This is a genomic window from Falsiroseomonas ponticola, assembly GCF_016805305.1.
GTDB classification, from domain to species: domain Bacteria; phylum Pseudomonadota; class Alphaproteobacteria; order Acetobacterales; family Acetobacteraceae; genus Falsiroseomonas; species Falsiroseomonas ponticola.
In genome coordinates, this window is record NZ_JAERQN010000003.1 from 415,031 (window position 1) to 432,576 (window position 17,546).

Annotated in this window: 16 protein-coding genes; 8 read left to right on the forward strand and 8 right to left on the reverse strand. The window is 71.2% G+C overall.

Annotated elements, in window-relative coordinates:
- Nucleotides 1–30: 30 nt before the first annotated feature.
- The 6 genes from JJI54_RS12490 to aroC all read right to left on the reverse strand — a co-directional run bounded on the left by JJI54_RS12490 (nt 31) and on the right by aroC (nt 8,158).
- Nucleotides 31–969, reverse strand: coding sequence for a dimethyl sulfoxide reductase anchor subunit family protein (locus tag JJI54_RS12490; protein ID WP_203073320.1), 939 nt, complete (start codon nt 967–969; stop codon nt 31–33).
- Nucleotides 970–1,128: 159 nt separating this feature from the next.
- Entirely contained in the window at nt 1,129–1,866 is a 738-nt protein-coding gene (locus JJI54_RS12495; RefSeq protein WP_318987494.1) for a 4Fe-4S dicluster domain-containing protein, read from the reverse strand.
- Nucleotides 1,863–4,727 carry a molybdopterin oxidoreductase family protein gene (locus tag JJI54_RS12500; RefSeq protein WP_226381688.1) on the reverse strand — a complete coding sequence of 955 codons (2,865 nt, stop codon included), beginning with the start codon at nt 4,725–4,727 and terminating at the stop codon, nt 1,863–1,865. Before JJI54_RS12500 ends, JJI54_RS12495 begins: the two co-directional genes overlap by 4 nt.
- 109 nt (nt 4,728–4,836) lie before the next feature.
- Nucleotides 4,837–6,504, reverse strand: coding sequence for an amidohydrolase (locus tag JJI54_RS12505; protein ID WP_203073322.1), 1,668 nt, complete (start codon nt 6,502–6,504; stop codon nt 4,837–4,839).
- A gap of 2 nt (nt 6,505–6,506) precedes the next feature.
- Entirely contained in the window at nt 6,507–6,962 is a 456-nt protein-coding gene (locus JJI54_RS12510; protein WP_203073323.1) for a hypothetical protein, read from the reverse strand.
- A 92-nt stretch (nt 6,963–7,054) separates the two neighbouring features.
- The gene (gene aroC, locus JJI54_RS12515; protein ID WP_203073324.1) at nt 7,055–8,158 is read right to left on the reverse strand and encodes a chorismate synthase; all 1,104 of its coding nucleotides are present in this window, start codon (nt 8,156–8,158) and stop codon (nt 7,055–7,057) included.
- 109 nt (nt 8,159–8,267) lie between these two features.
- Between aroC and JJI54_RS12520 the strand changes: the two genes are divergently transcribed.
- The gene (locus JJI54_RS12520) at nt 8,268–8,735 is read left to right on the forward strand and encodes a hypothetical protein (protein WP_203073325.1); all 468 of its coding nucleotides are present in this window, start codon (nt 8,268–8,270) and stop codon (nt 8,733–8,735) included.
- 48 nt (nt 8,736–8,783) lie between these two features.
- On the opposite strand, the gene fabI is transcribed toward JJI54_RS12520, so the two are convergent.
- Nucleotides 8,784–9,632, reverse strand: a complete 849-nt coding sequence (gene fabI, locus JJI54_RS12525; protein WP_203073326.1) for an enoyl-ACP reductase FabI — start codon at nt 9,630–9,632, stop codon at nt 8,784–8,786.
- A gap of 213 nt (nt 9,633–9,845) precedes the next feature.
- On the opposite strand from fabI, the gene pdxH reads away from it, so the two are divergent.
- From pdxH to JJI54_RS12550, 5 genes are all read left to right on the forward strand, one after another.
- Nucleotides 9,846–10,388 (forward strand): pyridoxamine 5'-phosphate oxidase, encoded by a 543-nt coding sequence (pdxH, locus tag JJI54_RS12530; RefSeq protein ID WP_226381736.1) that lies wholly within the window; start codon nt 9,846–9,848, stop codon nt 10,386–10,388.
- Nucleotides 10,385–11,866: a bifunctional aminoglycoside phosphotransferase/ATP-binding protein gene (locus tag JJI54_RS12535; protein ID WP_203073327.1), complete on the forward strand. Its 1,482-nt coding sequence runs from the start codon at nt 10,385–10,387 to the stop codon at nt 11,864–11,866. The genes pdxH and JJI54_RS12535 overlap by 4 nt, the downstream gene beginning before the upstream one ends.
- 32 nt (nt 11,867–11,898) lie before the next feature.
- Nucleotides 11,899–12,777 (forward strand): universal stress protein, encoded by an 879-nt coding sequence (locus tag JJI54_RS12540; protein WP_203073328.1) that lies wholly within the window; start codon nt 11,899–11,901, stop codon nt 12,775–12,777.
- A gap of 132 nt (nt 12,778–12,909) precedes the next feature.
- Nucleotides 12,910–13,602 carry a hypothetical protein gene (locus tag JJI54_RS12545; protein ID WP_203073329.1) on the forward strand — a complete coding sequence of 231 codons (693 nt, stop codon included), beginning with the start codon at nt 12,910–12,912 and terminating at the stop codon, nt 13,600–13,602.
- Complete coding sequence (locus tag JJI54_RS12550) at nt 13,599–14,237, forward strand: hypothetical protein (RefSeq protein ID WP_203073330.1); 639 nt, start codon at nt 13,599–13,601, stop codon at nt 14,235–14,237. The genes JJI54_RS12545 and JJI54_RS12550 overlap by 4 nt, the downstream gene beginning before the upstream one ends.
- On the opposite strand, the gene JJI54_RS12555 is transcribed toward JJI54_RS12550, so the two are convergent.
- Nucleotides 14,221–14,712 carry a DUF1203 domain-containing protein gene (locus JJI54_RS12555; protein ID WP_203073331.1) on the reverse strand — a complete coding sequence of 164 codons (492 nt, stop codon included), beginning with the start codon at nt 14,710–14,712 and terminating at the stop codon, nt 14,221–14,223. The genes JJI54_RS12550 and JJI54_RS12555 overlap by 17 nt on opposite strands.
- Nucleotides 14,713–14,808: 96 nt before the next feature.
- On the opposite strand from JJI54_RS12555, the gene JJI54_RS12560 reads away from it, so the two are divergent.
- Both JJI54_RS12560 and JJI54_RS12565 read left to right on the forward strand, forming a co-directional pair.
- Nucleotides 14,809–15,366, forward strand: a complete 558-nt coding sequence (locus JJI54_RS12560; RefSeq protein ID WP_203073332.1) for a GNAT family N-acetyltransferase — start codon at nt 14,809–14,811, stop codon at nt 15,364–15,366.
- Nucleotides 15,367–15,423: 57 nt separating this feature from the next.
- Nucleotides 15,424–17,424 carry a S8 family serine peptidase gene (locus tag JJI54_RS12565; RefSeq protein WP_203073333.1) on the forward strand — a complete coding sequence of 667 codons (2,001 nt, stop codon included), beginning with the start codon at nt 15,424–15,426 and terminating at the stop codon, nt 17,422–17,424.
- Nucleotides 17,425–17,546: the final 122 nt, after the last annotated feature.

The window sequence follows — 17,546 nt, forward strand, 5'->3', positions numbered from 1 at the left end:
GATTCCGGGGCGGTGGCGCGGGGCGGGCGCTCAGCTTTCCCCGTTGTAATACAGCGTGACGGTGTGGGTGGCCTCCGCGAACATCAGCCAGCGCTCCACCAGCATGGCGGCGAGGGCGGCGAGGGCGGCCAGGATCATCAGCGCCGCGCCGATCGGCCCGCCGGCGAGCATGCCGAGCAGCGCCAGCGGGATGAGGGCGAGGAAGCCGAACTGGACCAGGTTCCGCAGCTTGAGGCGGTGCTTGCGGGCGATGCGGAAGCCCATTTCCCGCAGCAGCCAGTTCTGTTCGGTGTGCGGCGGGTCGAGCGGCCGGGTGCGGCCGATGAAGCCGAGGCCGGTGGCGGATTCGATGGTGGGCGCCGTGGCGGGTTTCGGCGCGTCCATCGCCTTCCAGTAGGACCGCTTGGCGGAGAGGGCGAAGAGCGCGAGCAGGATGGCGAGCATGGCCGGCACCACGGGCCGGCCCGCCAGCGCGCCCAGCACGGCGAGCAGCGCGGCGCCGGTGAAGCCGGCGAAGAGCAGGTAGCCCGGCGCGACGGAGGGGTGGTGCCATTGCCGCACGGTCTTGAGGGAGGCGTAGATCATGCCCGTGCACCAGACCGTCATGGCGGCGCCGAGGGCGGCCGCCATGCCGGCGACGGTGGCGAGGCCCGGGCGGTCCGCCAGCAGGGCGATGCCCATGATGCCGGCCGGGATGTAGGTGGCGATGGCGGCGACACCCTCGCGCGAGAGCCAGGAGGAGCGCCACTGCGACAGCGCCCGCCAGGCGCGTTCCGGCCGGCCGAGATGGAGGAGGGAGGAGGCGAGGCCGGCGCTGATGAGCAGCAGGGCCAGGACGAGCGCGATGAGGGCGAAGGAGGGGCTGGAGGGCAGGAGGCGCAGCGGGCGGAGCACGCCGAGCCAGAAGAGCAGCCCGTAGCCGGCGCCGGAGGCGGTGGTGAAGAAGACGATGGAGGGGGCGGGGTTCATGGGCTCAGCCGGTTCGTGACCCCCACCCCGACCCTTCCCCGCAATGGCGGGGAAGGGGGAGGCAGGGAGGCGTCGATGTTGAGCCTTCGCCCGCGGTTGCGGGGGGTTGCGGCACGGCCGCAGCGCCGAAGGCTGGTTGGGTGGGGGTGATCGCTGTCCTCACCGGCTCAGCGCCCGGTCCAGCCAGCGCATCAGCGGGTGCTTGATGTCAAGCGTGGTGGGCTCGGCTTCCGCGGGCGGGTTGGGGTTGGGGGCCATGGGGCGGCGGGGCGGCAGGTACTTGTTGGTGGGCGCGTAGCCCATCTCCGGCATCAGGTCGAAGCCGCCGCGCGCGGCGACGAGCTGGCTGACATCGCTGCCGGGGTCGCCGAGGTCGCCGAAATGGCGGGCGCCGACGGGGCAGGTGATGACGCAGGCGGGCTGGCGCTGGGGCTCCGGGATCGTCTCGTTGTAGATGCGGTCGACGCAGAGGGTGCATTTCTTCATGACCCCCTCATCCTCGTCGAGTTCGCGCGCGCCATAGGGGCAGGCCCAGGCGCAGAGGCCGCAGCCGATGCAGGTATCGGTGTTCACCAGCACGATGCCGTCCTCGGCGCGCTTGTAGGACGCGCCGGTGGGGCAGACGGTGACGCAGGCAGGCGTCTCGCAGTGGAGGCAGGAGCGGGGGAAGTGGACGGTGCGGCCTTCCGCGCCCTCGCCGGCCTCGTAGGAATGGACGCGGTTGAACCAGACGCCCTCCGCGCCCGCGGAGTAGGGCTTCATGTCGGGCAGGGGCGCCAGGTGGCCGCCGGCGTTCCACTGCTTGCAGTTGGTGGCGCAGGCCTGGCAGCCGACGCAGGTGTCGAGGTCGATGACCAGGCCCAGCTTCTTCGCGCTGGCGGGCGGAAGTTCGGTCACCTGCCGGGCTCCCGGATGATGAGGGGCACCGCGGGCATGTTGGGCGGGGCCTTCAGCGTGGCGGGGTGGGGCGCGGTGATGGCCGCTTCCTCCGGCGCGCATTTGGTGACGGAGACGCGGAGGTCGTACCAGGCGGCCTGGCCCGTGACCGGGTCGGCGTTGGCACCGCGGAATCCCTCCTGCGCCGGCAGCCATTCGCTGATGACGTGGTTGAGCAGGAAGCCTTTGGCGGATTCCGGGCTGTCTTCCGAGAGTTGCCAGGCGCCGCTGCGCTTGCCGATGGCGTTCCAGGTCCAGACGGTGTCGGGGTTCACGCCCTCCATCAGCGTCACCTGGCCCTTCACGCGGCCGTTGCGGCTTTCGACCCAGACCCAGTCATCCTGCGCGATGCCCTGGGCCGTCGCGGTGGAGCGCGCCATGTAGAGGCGGTTGGCGCCATGGATCTGGCGGAGCCAGGCGTTCATCGAGCCCCAGGAATGGTACATCGCCATGGGCCGCTGCGTGACGGCGGAGAGGGGGTAGGGCGTGGTGTCATGCCCCGCCTGTTCCAGCGGCGCGTACCAGATGGGCAGCGGGTCGCAATAGGTCTCGACCCGCTTCCGCAGATGCGCGGGCGGCTGCTTCGCGCCATGGCCCTGCGCGGCCAGGCGGAACTTCTGCAAGGGCTCTGACCAGATCTGCATGACGATCTGGTTGGCCGCGCCCATCAGGCCCATGGCCTTGGCCTCGTCCAGGTAGGCGCGGTTGGCGTGCTTGAAGTAGCTCTGTTCGGGCGTGAGGTGGTGCTTCCAGAAGCAGCCATTCTCGATGTAGCGCTGAAGCTGGTCCTTGTTCGGCTCGCCGACGCCCTTCTTGGTGCCGTCCTCGCCCCGCCATCCCGCCAGCGGGCCGATGCCGGGCATGCGCTGGTGGTTCACGATGTAGTCCGGGTAGTCCTTGAACTTCGGGGTCCCGTCCTCCTTGGTGAAGGCGGGCAGGCCGAGGCGCGCGCCGAGCTCGATCAGCACGTCCTGGAAGGGGCGCACGTCGCGATCGGGCTTGATGACGGGCTGGCGGATGGAATCGCCGGGGCCGTGGGCATTGCCGATGGGGCGGTCGAGCAGGCTGATCGCGTCCCAACGCTCCAGGTAGGTGGTGTCCGGCAGGATCAGGTCGGCGTAGGGGACCGTCTCGCTGAAATAGGCATCGGCATAGATGACGTGCGGGATGCGGTATTCGCCATCCGCCTTCTGCTCCGTCAGGATGCGGATGATCTCGAGCGGGTTCATCGCGCTGTTCCAGGCCATGTTCGCCATGAACATGAACAGCGTGTCGATGGAGTAGGGATCCTCGGCACCGGCATTGCCGATGACGGTGTGCATCATCCCGTGCAGGCCGAGCGGCGCTTCCCAGGAGAAGGCCTTGTCGATGCGGAGCGGCGTGCCGGCGTCATCCACCAGCAGGTCGTCCGGCCCATGCGGGAAGGCGAGGAGGTTGCCCGCGATCGGGGTGTTGGGCGCGGTGGTCTTGCCGGCAGGCCCGGGGCCCGGCGGGATGGGCCGCGGGAAGGGCGATTTGTAGCGCCAGGAGCCGGGGGTATCGACGGCGCCGAGCAGCATCTGCAGCAGGTGCAGCGCGCGGCACGTATGAAAACCGTTGCTGTGCGCGGAGATGCCGCGCATCGCATGGAAGGCGATGGGGCGGCCGACCATCTTGTCATGCCGCCGGCCGAGTGCATCGGTCCAGGCCACGTCGAGGGTGATGGTCTGCTTGAAGGCGATGTCCGCGATCTCGTTCGCGATGCGCCGGATGCGGGCGGCATCGATGCCGCAGCGCTCCGCCACCGCCTCCGGCGCATACTCCGCGCCGAGGTAGCGTTCCGCCATCAGCTGGAAGACGGGAACCGCCTTGCGGCCATCGGGCAGCGTGTAGTCGCCGACGATGGCGGGCTGCATCTCCGCGGTCGCGGCATCGCGCGGCGCGCCCGCCACGCGGTCCCAGGCCAGCGGCTTGCCATCGGCGTCGCGGGCGAAAAGGCCGTCATCCGCGCCGCCGGGGTTGCGCACCACCAGCCACGTCGCGTTGGTGTAGCGGACGAGGAAGGGCAGATCGACGCGATCCGTCCGCAGCAGCTCATGCATCAGGGCCATGATGAACAGGCCGTCGGTGCCGGGGCGGATGCCGACCCATTCATCGGCGATGGCGGAATAGCCGGTGCGGACCGGGTTGACGCTGACGAACTTCGCGCCGCGCGCCTTCAGCTTGCCGAGGCCGATCTTGATCGGGTTGCTGTCATGGTCCTCCGCCACGCCGAACATGACGAAGTATTTTGCGAGATCCCAGTCCGGCTCGCCGAATTCCCAGAAGCTGCCGCCGATGGTGTAGAGGCCGCCGGCCGCCATGTTGACGGAGCAGAAGCCGCCATGGGCCGCGAAATTGGGCGTGCCGAACTGCGCGGCCCAGAAGCCGGTCAGCGACTGCGACTGGTCGCGGCCGGTGAAGAAGGCGAGGCGCTTCGGATCCGTGCGGCGGACATGGCCGAGCCAGCCCGTCGCGATCTCCATCGCCTCCGCCCAGCTGATCTCCGCGAATTCGCCGGAGCCGCGCGGGCCGACGCGCTTCAGCGGCGCGCGCAGCCGGGCCGGCGCATACTGCGTCATGATCCCGGCACTGCCCTTGCCGCAGAGCACGCCGCGATTCACGGGGTGGTCGGGATTGCCCTCGATGTAGCGGACGCGGCCGTCCTTCAGATGGACTTTGATGCCGCAGCGGCAGGCGCACATGTAGCAGGTGGTGGTCTTCACCTCGTCGCCGATCGGCGCCTGGGTGTCGATCACCTCGCCATGGCCGGTCATCCGGCTGGGCAGGTTGGTATCCGGCATGACGGGCCTTGCCTGATTCTTTGCTGGCCCGATTAGCGCATGGGGGCGGCTTGTCGCAAAGCCCTGGGGCGGGAGAAGATTTTCCCTCCTTCCCGCCCCGTGCCGGCGTTCACATTCCCTGGCGGTGCACCACCTGGCCGCCGACCAGGGTGAGCAGGGCGCGGGTTTCGCGGATCCGCTCCGGTTCCACGGCCAGGATGTCCTGGGACAGCACGACCAGGTCGGCGCGCTTGCCGGGCTCGATGGAGCCGAGCTCGGCCTCCGCCCCCAGCAGCACCGCGTTGTTGATGGTGTAGAGGCGCAGCGCCTCCCGCGGCGTGATCGCGTGCTCGGGGCCGAGGCGATAGCCCGCCAGCGTCCCGCGCGTGGTCATCCACCACATGGACTGGAAGGGATCGCCCGGCACCACCGGGGCATCCGTGCCGCCGCCGACATGCACCCCGGCATCGAGGATGCGGCGGATCGGGATGGAATAGGCCGCGCGTTCATCGCCCCACCAGCGGCGCTGGTTGTGGCCGAGCAGCACGGGGTGGTTCTGCGCGGTGGCCATGATGCCGAGCCGCGCCATGTCCGACAGCGCGGCGGGTGTCGGCAGGAAGATGTGCATCACCGTCCAGCGCAGCGGGCGGATCGCGCCGAGTTCCCGGTCCACCTGGCCGTAGAGGCGGGTGATGAGGTCGATGGTGTAGTCGCCCACCGCATGGGTCTGGATCTGCAGCCCGGCACGGTGGATGGCGCGCAGCCCCTCCAGCAATTCGGGCTCGCCGCCCGCGGGCAGCAGCAGGATGCCGCGGTAGTCCGGGTTGGTCTGCTCGCCCGGCACGATGCGGTAGGGGTCGTTCATGCGGCCGCCCTCCACCCCGCCATCCAGCAGCCACTTGATGCCGCCGGTGCGGAGCATGGGGTGCTGCGGCCAGCCGGATTGGGCGGCGATGCCGCGGCGGATCTGCTCCCCCGTCGCGGCGCGCCAGAGCAGCCAGGTGCGGACCGTCATCTGCCCGGCATCGCGGAGTTCGCGGTAGATGCCGGCGATCTCGTCCGTGATGCCGGGCTCGACGACGGTGGTGACGCCCAGCGCGTTCAGCTCCCTCATCGCCTCCGTCACCAGGCGCGTCTGCTCCGGGATCGGGGGCGGGGGCGGCAGGACGCGGCGGACCAGGGCGGTGGCGCCGGCGATGAGGAGGACGCCCGTGGGCTCCCCATCCTCCCGCTTCACGATCACGCCGCCCATGGGCTGGGGCGTGTCCCGCGTCACGCCGGCGCGGGCCAGGGCCTGGCTGTTGACGGCGACCACATGGCCGCCGCGGGGGATGAAGACCGGGTTGTCCGGCGCGACGCTGTCGAGTTCCCAGCGCGTCGGCAGGCGGCCCTCGGCCAGGATGCTCTCATGCCAGAGGGAGGAGGCGATGACCCATTCGCCCGGCGGCGTGGCGCGGGCGCGTTCGCCGATGCGGGCGAGGACATCGGCGATGGAGCGCGTGTCCAGCAGCTGCACCGCGGGCAGGTTCATGCCCCATTGGTGCTGGTGGACATGGCTGTCGATCAGCCCGGGGATGGCGGTGCGGCCGGCGAGGTCGATGACCGTCGTCGCCGGGCCGGCCAGGGCTTCGGCGGCGGCGCCGGTGGCGACGAAGCGGCCGTCCCGGATGGCGACGGCGGTGGTGGTGCTTTCGCTGGAATCCTGGGTGTGGATGCGGCCGTTGCGGAGGAGGGTCTCCGCCGGCTGCGCCAGGGCTGGCGGGGCGAGCGCCAGCAGCGCGAGGAGGAGGCTCCGCATGGTCAGGCGCTGGCCAGGCCGGCGTCGCGCAGCACCAGGCGGTCCGGCAGGCCGGTGGGGGCGCGGGCGGCGTCGCCGAGGTCCAGCACGCCGGTGAGCGTCACGCGCGTGTAGGGGTCCGCGATGTGGGGCAGGCCCGGGGCGTGGACGGCGACGACACCAACCGGCCAGTCATGCGCGCCGCCGCAGAGCTGGCAGGGGACGAGGGCGGCCTCCCCCAGCGCGAGCCAGCCGGGGGCGGCGGTGGGGACGGGGGCGACGAGGCCGGTGAGGGTGACGCGGCTGCCCGCCAGCCGCTTCGCGAGCGGGGAGGGGGCGGAGCCGGCCTCGTCGTAGAGATCGCGCAGCGGCGTCGTGGTGGCGGCGCGGGTGGGGGTGGCGGCGGCGATGGCGGTGCAGGCGAGCCCCGTGCCGGCGGCGATGATGGCGCGGCGGCCGAGGATGCGCGGATGGCTCATGGAACATCTCCCCTCGCGCCGTTCGGGCGCTGAGGGGGAAGGCTATCGCGCGGGGGAACGGGGCGGGAAGGGTGCTGGCCGTCTGGCCGCCCTCAGTTCCGCGGCAGCCTGGCCCGCAGCGGCGCGTCCGGGTTCTGGGCGCGGTGGCGCAGAAGGTGGTCGGCCAGCACCAGGGCCAGCATCGCCTCCCCCACCGGCACCGCGCGGATGCCGACGCAGGGGTCGTGGCGGCCTTTCGTCAGCACCTCGACCTCCTGGCCGAAGCGGTCCACGGAGGCGCGGGGCGTGAGGATCGAGCTGGTCGGCTTCACGGCGAAGCGGGCGACCACGGGCTGGCCGGTGGAGATGCCGCCCAGGATGCCGCCGGCGTGGTTGGAGCTGAACGCGACCTCTCCATCCGGGCCCATGCGCATCTCATCCGCATTGCCCTCCCCGGAGAGGGAGGCGGCGGAGAAGCCATCCCCGATCTCGACCGCCTTCACGGCGTTGATGGACATCAGGCCGGCCGCGATATCGGCATCGAGCTTGCCGTAGATCGGCGCGCCGAGGCCGGGGGGCACGCCCTCCGCCACCACCTCCACGATCGCGCCGACCGAGGAGCCGGCCTTGCGGATGGCGGTCAGCTTCTCCTCCCACCGCGCGGCGGCGATGGGGTCGGGGCAGAAGAAGGGGTTGTTGTCCACTTCCGCCCAGTCGAAGCGGGACCGGTCGATCCAGTCCCCGCCCATGCAGACCAGGGCGCCGCGGATAGTCACGCCTTCCAGCACCTTGCGGGCGATGGCGCCGGCGGCGACGCGCATGGCCGTTTCGCGGGCGCTGGACCGGCCGCCGCCGCGATAGTCGCGGATGCCGTATTTCAGTTCATAGGTCAGGTCCGCATGGCCGGGGCGGAAGCGGTCCTTGATCTCGCCATAGTCCTTGCTGCGCTGGTCGGTGTTCTCGATGTGCAGCGCGATGGGGGTGCCGGTGGTCGCACCCTCGAAGGTGCCGGACAGGATCTTCACCTGGTCGGGCTCCTGCCGCTGGGTCACGAACTTGGATTGGCCGGGGCGGCGGCGGTCCAGATAGGGCTGGATATCGGCCTCGGTCAGGCCGATGCGCGGCGGGCAGCCATCGACGACGCAGCCGATGGCGAGGCCGTGGGACTCGCCCCAGGTGGTGAAGCGGAACAGGCTGCCGAAGGTGTTGTGGCTCATGGTGCCGGCGGGATTACAGCAAGCACCGGCGACGGGCGAGGGGGCCGGATCGCGGGGATTTAACCAAACCGCAGCTTGGGGGATGGACCGGGTTCGGTAACGCTGCGGCATGCAGATGAATCCGGAACCTGTCGCCCCGCTGCGCCGCCGATGGGGGGATGTGCTGAAGAGCCTGCTGGGCCTGCTGCTTTTCGGCGGCATGACCATCGCGCTGGCGGTCTACACGCTGCCGAACCTGGTGTCCGACTGGCAGGTGCGGGGCAGTGCCATGCCCTATGCCGATGCGCGGGTGACGCAGGGATCCTGCAGCAGCAAGGTCTTCATCCATGTCTGCAACGCGACGCTGTCGGTGCAGTCCAAATCCGGGCGCTACACGCGGGCGGTGAACTACGTCTTCGCCGATTTCCATACCGGCGCTTATACGGTCGCGGTGATGGCCGATCCGGCGCGGCCGGAACTGCTGACGACGGACCTGGCGCTATCGACGCTGTGGAACCGCACCATCACCGCGGCGGTGGTCGGGCTGCTGCTGGCCGGGCTGACGCTGGGTTCGCTGCTGGGCCTGCTGCGCGGCTAGCCCCCCCCTGGCGAGGGGGTTTCAGGGGGAGCGGCGCTCCCCCTTGTCTCACACCGTCGCGATATCCGGCGCGTCCGGGTTCTTCATGCCGACGATGTGGTAGCCGCAATCGACGTGATGGACCTCGCCCGTCACGCCGGAGGAGAGGTCCGACAGCAGGTAGAGGCCCGAGCCGCCCACATCCTCGATGGTGACGTTGCGCTCGAGCGGCGCGTTGTACTGGTTCCACTTCAGGATGTAGCGGAAGTCCCCGATGCCGCTGGCGGCCAGCGTCTTGATCGGGCCGGCGCTGATCCCGTTCACGCGGATGCCGGCCTTGCCGAGGTCGGCGGCCATGTAGCGCACGCTGGCCTCCAGCGCCGCCTTGGCCACGCCCATGACGTTGTAGTGCGGCGTCACACGCTCCGCGCCGAGGTAGGACATGGTCAGCAGGCTGCCGCCCGGCTTCATCAGCGGCACGGCGCGCTGGGCGACGGCCACGAAGGAATAGACGGAGATGTCCATGGCCTGCAGGAAGGCACCCTTCGGCGTGTCCATGTAGCGGCCGCGCAGGAACTGCTTGTCCGCGAAGCCGATGGCGTGGACGACGAAATCGATGCCGCCCCATTCCGCCTTGATGGCGTCGAAGGCGGCGTCGATGCTGGCATCGTCGGAGACGTCGCAGGGCAGGACGAGCCTGCTGCCGATGCCCTCCGCCAGCGGGCGGACGCGCTTCTCCAGCGCCTCCCCCTGGTAGGTGAAGGCGATCTCGCCCCCCTGGGCGGCGACGGCCTGGGCGATGCCCCAGGCGATGGAGCGGTCATTCGCGACGCCCATGACGACGCCGCGCTTGCCGGCCATCAGCGTGCCGCGGGGCACGCCAGTCGCGGCGGTATCGGGCGTCTCGGCATCGGGCATGGGAATGGGACCGGCAGTGGTTGCGGAGGCCCGGGGGTGGTGGCACATGGCCCTGCCCCCGGCAAGGGGGCCGTGCCGAACCCGGGCCGGGGGCCCCTTCCCAAAGCGGGGGGCGCCGCCACCTCGACCTGCCGCACCAGGAGAATACCCGTGGACACGCCCGCAACCCGCATCCCCGCCACCGACGACCCCATCGCAGGCTTCGAGGCCTGGATGGCGGAGGCGGCGAAGACGGAGCCGAACGACCCCAACGCCGTCTGCCTCGCGACCGCCACGCCGGAGGGGCGGCCGAGTGCCCGGATGGTGCTGCTGAAGGGCGTCGATGCGCGCGGCTTCGTGTTCTACACCAACCTCGAGAGCCGGAAGGGGGGGGAGCTGGCGGCCAACCCCTTCGCGGCGCTGTGCTTCCACTGGAAGACGCTGCAGCGATCGGTCCGGGTCGAGGGCCGGGTGGAGGCGGTGAGCGCGGAGGAGGCGGATGCCTATTATGCCTCCCGCGCCCGGGGGTCGCGCATCGGCGCCTGGGCCAGCCGGCAGTCCCGCCCGCTGGAGGGCCGCTTCGCGCTGGAGAAGGCGGTGGCGGAATACACGCTGAAATTCGGCCTCGGCGAGATTCCCCGCCCGGCCTTCTGGTCCGGCTTCCGCCTGGTGCCGGACCGGATGGAGCTGTGGCGGGACATGCCCTTCCGGCTGCATGAGCGCCGCGTCTTCCACCGCGTCGGCGAGGGCTGGGAGATGGAGATGCTGTACCCGTGAGCATCCCGGCGGGGCAGGCCGAGGTCGCCGCGCTGCTCCGCCGCCTGTCCGGCGCCGAGCCGATCGAGACGCATATCTCCGCCGTCTTCGTGGGCGCCGACACGGCCTGGAAACTGAAGAAGGCGGTGACGCTCGGTTTCCTGGACTTCGCGCCCCTGGAGGCGCGGGAGGGATTCGCGCGGCGGGAGCTGGCGCTGAACCAGCCGCTGGCGCCCGGGCTCTACCGGGATGTGGTGCCGGTGACGCGGGGCGCCGATGGCGCGCTGGCGCTGGGCGGCGAGGGCCCGGTGGTGGACTGGGTGCTGCGCATGGCGCCGGTGCCCGCCGCCGATTTCCTGGATGCCGTGGCGGATCGGGGCGGGCTGGATGGGCCGTTGCTGGACGCCACGGCGGATGCGGTGCTGGCCAGCCACGCGGCGGCGGTGCCGGTGGCGCCGGGCTTCGATGCGCCGGGGCGCGCGGGGCTGGTGCTGGCCGGCAATGTGCGGGACTGCCTGGCGACGGGGCTGCCGGAGGCGCGGGTGCAGGCGCTGGGCGCCGCCATGCGCGCGCGGCTGGAGGCGCTGGCGCCGCTGCTGCGGGCGCGGGCGGCGGCCGGGCGGGTGCGGCGCTGCCATGGGGACCTGCACCTCGGCAACCTGGTGCTGCTGGCGGGGCGGCCGACGCCCTTCGACGCGCTGGAATTCGACGAGGCGCTGGCCACCACCGATACCGGCTACGACCTGGCCTTCCTGCTGATGGACCTGCTGCGGCGCGGCCAGCGGGGCGCGGCGAACCGGGTGATGAACCGCTACCTGGCCCGCGATGCCGATATCGGCATGCTGGCGGCGCTGCCCTTCTGGATGGCGCTGCGGGCCATGGTGCGGGCGCATGTGGAGGCGCGGCGGGGCGGCGATGGCCTGGCCTACCTGGCGGCGGCGGAGGCGCATCTGGCGCCGGTCGCGCCGCGCCTGGTCGCGGTGGGGGGGCTGCAGGGCACGGGCAAGACCTGGCTGGCCCGCGCGCTGGCGCCGGCCATCGGCGTGGCGCCCGGCGCGCTGCACCTGCGCAGCGACGAGATCAGGAAGCGCCAGGCGGGCGTCGCGCCGGAGGAGAGGCTGCCAGCCTCCGCCTATGGCGCATCGGTCAGCCAGGCGGTGCATGCGGCGATGTTCGACGCGGCCCGGCAGGCGTTGGCGGCGGGGCATTCGGTGGTGCTGGACGCGGTGTTCCTGAACCCGGCCCGGCGGGCGGAGGCCGAGGCGGTGGCGGCGCCCCACCCCTTCACCGGCTTCTGGCTGGAAGCGCCGATGGCGCTGCTGCGGGAGCGTGTCGGGAATCGGGTGGGCGATGCCTCGGACGCCACCGTCGCGGTGCTGGAAAGCGCGGCCACCGCCGACCCCGGCGTGATCACCTGGCAACGCCTGGACGCGACCGCGCCGCTGGACCCCGCGCGGGCGGCCCTGGCCTTGTCTGGCGGAATCGGCGCATACAGTTAACCGGGAAGGCTTTGCAAAGAGAGGAGGGCGCGATGGCCTATCGCCGCCTGCTGCTGCCATTGACCGGGACCGCGACCGGGGAGGCCGCGATGACGACCGCGCTGATGATCGCGCGGATCTGGAACGCGCATCTGCACTGCCTGCATGTGCGCGTGGATGCGCGCGATGTCGCGCCCCTGGCGGGCGAGGGCCTGTCCGGCGCGATGATCGAGGAGATGATGGCCGCGACCGAGCGCGAGAGCGGGGAGCGGGCCGGCCGCGTGCGGTCCCTGTTCGAGAAATTCGCCTCCGTCCATGGCGACCTGACGCTGGCCTCCGACCCCAACACCGCGCTGAAGGTGCCGGGTGTCACCATCTCCTTCGAAGCCATCGCGGGGCGGGAGGAGGATGTGGTGGCGCAGCAATCGCGCCTCTACGACATGGCGGTGGTGCCGCATCCCGAGGCCGATGAGGATGTCAGCAGCAGCGATGCGCTGCATGCCGTGCTGTTCGACAGCGGGCGGCCCGTGCTGATCGCGCCGCGCCAGGCGCCCGCCGTCATCGGGTCCCGCGTCTGCATCGCCTGGAACGGCAGCGCGGAGAGCGCGGCGGCGGTCGCCGCGGCGCTGCCCTGGCTGCACCGGGCGCAGGCGGTGCGCATCCTCTGCTCCGACGACTACCAGCGCCGCGGGCCGCTGGCGGAGGGCATCCGCGCCTATCTGCGCTGGCACGAGATCGAGGCGGAGGTGGTGCCCTTCAAGCCGGCGACGCGGGAAGTGGGCGCGGGACTGCTCGGCGCCGCCCGGGATTTCGGCGCCGATTTGATGTGCCAGGGCGCCTACAGCCATTCCCGCCTGCGCCAGCTGATCCTGGGCGGCGTGACGCGGCATGTGCTGGAGAACAGCGAGATCCCGATCCTGATGTGCCGCTGAGCGGCTGAGGCGGCACGCCCGGCGCTGGCCCTTCGGGGGCTGGCGCCGGGCATTTTTTCGTTGCGATAGTTCTTGATTTGTTCTCAGAAAATCCTCCGGTGTCGTGGAGGATGGCACGGCATGACGGTTCCGGTGACGGAGCAGGATTTGCGGGAGGCGATGCGGGATCGCTGCTATTGGCAGCCCGGCCATCCGGAGCGGCAGGCCTGGTCGGATTGGGTGACGACGGGGTGGCAGGGCCTCTATCCCGCCGACGGCGCAGCGCGCCCGATGGTCTGGGTGCGGCCCTATCGCCGGGATGGGCATCCCGTGGAGGGCCATTGGCGTGCCGCGCCGATGCGCGACGGCGGGCGCGGTGCCGATGACGGGCCGGTGCGCCAGGTCGGCTGGCTTTCTGCGATCCTGCGCAACCGGCTGCGCCGCGCCCCGGCGGATGGGCGCGGCGGCGGTGGGCCCAGGACGGGTGGGCGGCAGCCGATCCGCGACCGGGGCCAGCGAACCTATGGCCCGGATGGGCGCGACAGGGTGCAGGAGTTGCGGGCGGATCCGGAGACGCGGTTCGATCGGATCCTCAGGAAGGATATAGATCATTGGTACCGCCCGGGCGGCGAGGCAGGTCGTGCGCGGGATATGGAGCGCCTGCGGCCGCGAGGCGGCCCGGAGGAGGTCGAGCCTGGCGTATTTCGTTATTCCCTTGAAGATGGCCGGATCGCCATGGTGAGGCCAAGCACATCGCCGGGCAGCAACGGCGTTGCAACGATCGAAATAGGCCAGCCAGCAGCCAACGGCCGGTTCATCGCGACCGACAAGTTTCGTTATCCGTGAGCAAGGTGAACATTTCCATGACCAATGATCCATCTGCCGAACCGCGTCCGGGATGCTTCATGGAACCGCTTGGTCCGATGCCGCGCGCCGGCACGCCCGAGCAGCAGATCGCTTTACAGAATGGCGCCTGGACAATGCTCGAACTCTACGAGACGCCTGCCGGGCGACAGGGAACGCGCCTGTCCAATGCTTGGCTCGGGCAGAAGGCGTGGCGCGTACAGATCGTGGGTCACTACCACATGTGGGAGGAAAAATGGGTCGCTCCCCTTGTCGCGGCGACTCGCCGGCGTGGCCACGACTTCCTGTTGGGCACCACGGTTCAGCCTGGTTTCCTGCGCGTGTCCGCGGTCTGGAGGGTGTCCGCCGATCCTGACCCCACATCGCGCTTCTTCGAGGCGCACTACGCGGGCTTCCACATGTTGTTCCCGGAAGACCTTTCCTTCGCCATCCATGCGAATGAGGGCGACTACGCCGTCTATGCAGGGCCCGAAGACTTCATCCGCGCAGCGCTGCCTCCCGAGGCGATCGGCGCGGCGGCGACGGCCGATGTGGTGGAGGGGATCGAGGAGGAGCACGGGGAGGGCGCCATCGACGGCATCCTCGCGCACTACGCGCCCTTCATGCTGGATCGCTGAGGCGCGCGACCGCCACCAGCAGGCAGCCCGGTCGTGCGGTGTGGATGTTCACATGCGCGGTGCGCGGGTCCGCGAGCGCCCGGGCCAGCGGCGCCGCCACATCGGCCCCCTCCGTCACCTGGCCCAGATCGTAGAGGCAGAGGTCGTCGCCGTCATAGGCGCGGACGGAGACGAGGCCGTTGGCCAGCACCGTCGGCGCGATGCGGTCCGCCTCCTCGAAGCGCGGGCAGTCGGCCTCCTCGGCGTGGAGGAAGATCGGGCTCGGCGTCCAATAGACGCCAAGCGGGCGCGGCAGGTCGTAGCTGCCGAGCAGCATGACCTGGCCGGGCTGGCCCAGCCGCAGGCAGTGGCGGCAGGGGAAGCCGGGGCCATCGACGGTGCGCCGGATCAGCGCATTGCCGCGATCGTCGCGGCCCGTGGCGCGCCAGCGCGCGGCGGTTTCGGCGGGGATGGGGATGCAGCGGAAGGCGGTCATGCGGGGGCTCCTGCGATGGCGCCATGCTGGCGGCGCGGGGCCGCGCTTCGCCATCCGCGCGTTGCGGCGGCATGCTCGCCGGGCAGCCTTGGCGGCATGACCGAACTCCGCATCCCCGATGCCGCGCTGCTGCCGGAATACGAGGCCGCGCTCGCCCGCTTCTGGTCGCCGACGACGGTGGCGCCGGAGGCGCTGCGCCAGCGGCACCTGGCGGCCATCGCGGCGGACCGCGCGGCCTTCCTCGCCTCGCTCGATGACCGGGCGGCGAAGGGCGCGCCGGTCATCCTGCCCGATGGCAGCGCGGTGAAGCGGCTGCCCGGCTTCTCCCGCTGGATCGTGGCGGATGGGTTCTGCGGCGTCGTGAACATGCGCTGGCAGCCCGGCACCGCGGAGCTTCCCGCCCATGTGCTGGGCCATGTCGGCTACGGCGTGGTGCCCTGGCGGCGGCGGGAGGGGCATGCGACCCGGGCGCTCGGCCTGCTGCTGGCGGAAATCGCGCCGCTCGGCTTGCCCTTCGTGGAGCTGACCACCGATCCCGCCAATGAGGCCTCCATCGCGGTGATCCGGGCGCAGGGCGGCGTGCTGGTGGAGCGCTTCACCAAGACGGCCTCACATGGCGGGGGGGCGGCGCTGCGCTGGCGGATCACGCTTTAGTGATCCGTTCAGGCGAGCGGTCTAAATTTTGAGGCATTCCTTGCCGAGGTCTGCCGCGTGCTTCCCATCGCCCCCCTGCCGCCCCTGTCCGAGACCGTGGAGGAGACGGCGCCCCGCCTCTGGTCCGTGGCGCCGCCCCCGGCGCCGGCGGAGCCCGGGGTGGCGGCCATGGCGACGCTGGCGGAGCCCGCCGGGCTGATCGTGCAATTCGCGCCGGAGGCGACGCCCGCCACGGTCCGGGCGGCGCTGGAGGCGCTGGGCGGGGAGGTGACGCAGTGGCTGCGCGCGGCGGAGCCTGGCGCCGGGCCGCTGGCGGCGGTCTCGGCCGGGCCGGGCATGACGGCGGAGGCGGCGATCGAGCTTCTGGCGCCGATCGCCGGCATCAGCTTCGCGGAGGCCGATGCCGAGCTTTCCATCGCCGCCGTCAGCAACGACCCGCGCTACGCCAATGGCGGGATGTGGGGGATGCTGGGCGATACCGGCACGCTGAAGAATGCCTTCGGCAGCCAGGCGAACGAGGCCTGGGCGGCAGGGCAGCTGGGGTCGATGAAGACGGTGGTCGGCGTGGTCGATACCGGCATCGACTACCGCCACCAGGACCTCTACCTGAATGTCTGGCTGAACCAGAACGAGATCCCGGCGCTGCTGCGGTCGCAGCTGAGCGACACCGACCGCGACGGGTTGATCACCTTCCGCGACCTGAACGCCAGCGCCAATGCGAAGCTGGTCAGCGACATCAACCGCAACGGCCGCATCGATGCGGGTGACCTGCTGAACGATTCGCGCTGGGAGAACGGGATCGACGAGGATCGCAACGGCCTGCGCGACGACCTGGTCGGCTGGGACTTCGCCAACAACGACAACGACCCCTTCGATGACAACGGCCATGGCACGCATGTCGCCGGCACCATCGGCGCGAGTGGCGGCAATGCCGTGGGCGTCGCGGGTGTCGCGTGGAACGTGCAGATGGTGGCGCTGAAGTTCATGGCCGCGAACGGGTCGGGCAGCACCTCCGCCGCCGTGCGCGCGCTGGACTATTTCACCAGTGCCGCGGCGGCGGCGACGAAGGGCGAGAACTTCGTCGCGACGAACAATTCCTGGGGCGGCGGCGCCTATTCCCAGGCGGTGGCGGATGCGGTGGCGCGGGGGGCGAGGCAGGACATCCTGTTCATCGCCGCCGCCGGCAATGGCGGCGCGGATGGCGTGGGGGACAACAACGATGTCCTCGCCAACTGGCCGTCCAACCACAACACCTCGGCGGCGGCGGGGTATGATGCCGTGATCTCGGTCGCGGCGCTGACCAGCACGGGCGCGCGGGCCGGCTTCTCCAACTACGGCGCCAGCACGGTCGATATCGCGGCGCCCGGGCAGGGCATCCTCTCCACCCTGCCGGGCGATTCCTATGGCAGCTACAGCGGCACCTCCATGGCCGCGCCGCATGTGACGGGGGCGGCGGTGCTCTATGCCGCGGCCAACCCCAATGCGAGCGCGGCGCAGATCAAGGCGGCGCTGCTGGGCAGCACGGCCGCCACCCCCTCCATGCAGGGGGCGGATGCCACGGGCGGGCGGCTCGACATCGGGGCGCTGATGGCGACCGTCCCCGGCACGACCCCGACGCCGCCCGCGACGCCCGCCGCCATCATCGGCACCAGCGGGAACGACGTGCTGGCCGGCACCGCGGCGGCGGAGGTGATCTGCGGCATCCCGGCCGGCGCCGGCACGCTGGGCCGCGGCAGCATCGACCGGCTGACGGGCGGCGCGGGCAACGACACCTTCATCCTCGGCGATGCGCGCGGCGTCTTCTACGACGATGGCGCCGCCGCCAATGCGGGCCGGGGCGACTACGCACAGATCATGGATTTCACGCGCGGCGACCGCATCCAGCTCTCCGACGACGTGGCGACCTATTTCCTGGCGTCGATGACGCTGGGCGGCGTGGCGGGCCTCGGCATCCTGGCGGACCTCAACCGCAACGGGCGCTACGATGCGGCGGATGAGCTGGTGGGGCATGTCGCCAATGTCGCCAGCCTGGGCGGGGCCGACTTCATCTTCGCCTGAGTCGCCCTCAACCGGGCCGACGCCTTTCATTCACGGCCTGAATGGGGGTGATCCGGACATGCCGGCTGTGGAAAGGCGCAGGACCGTCCTATCTCTCCGCCCGACAAGACGGCCAAGGGACA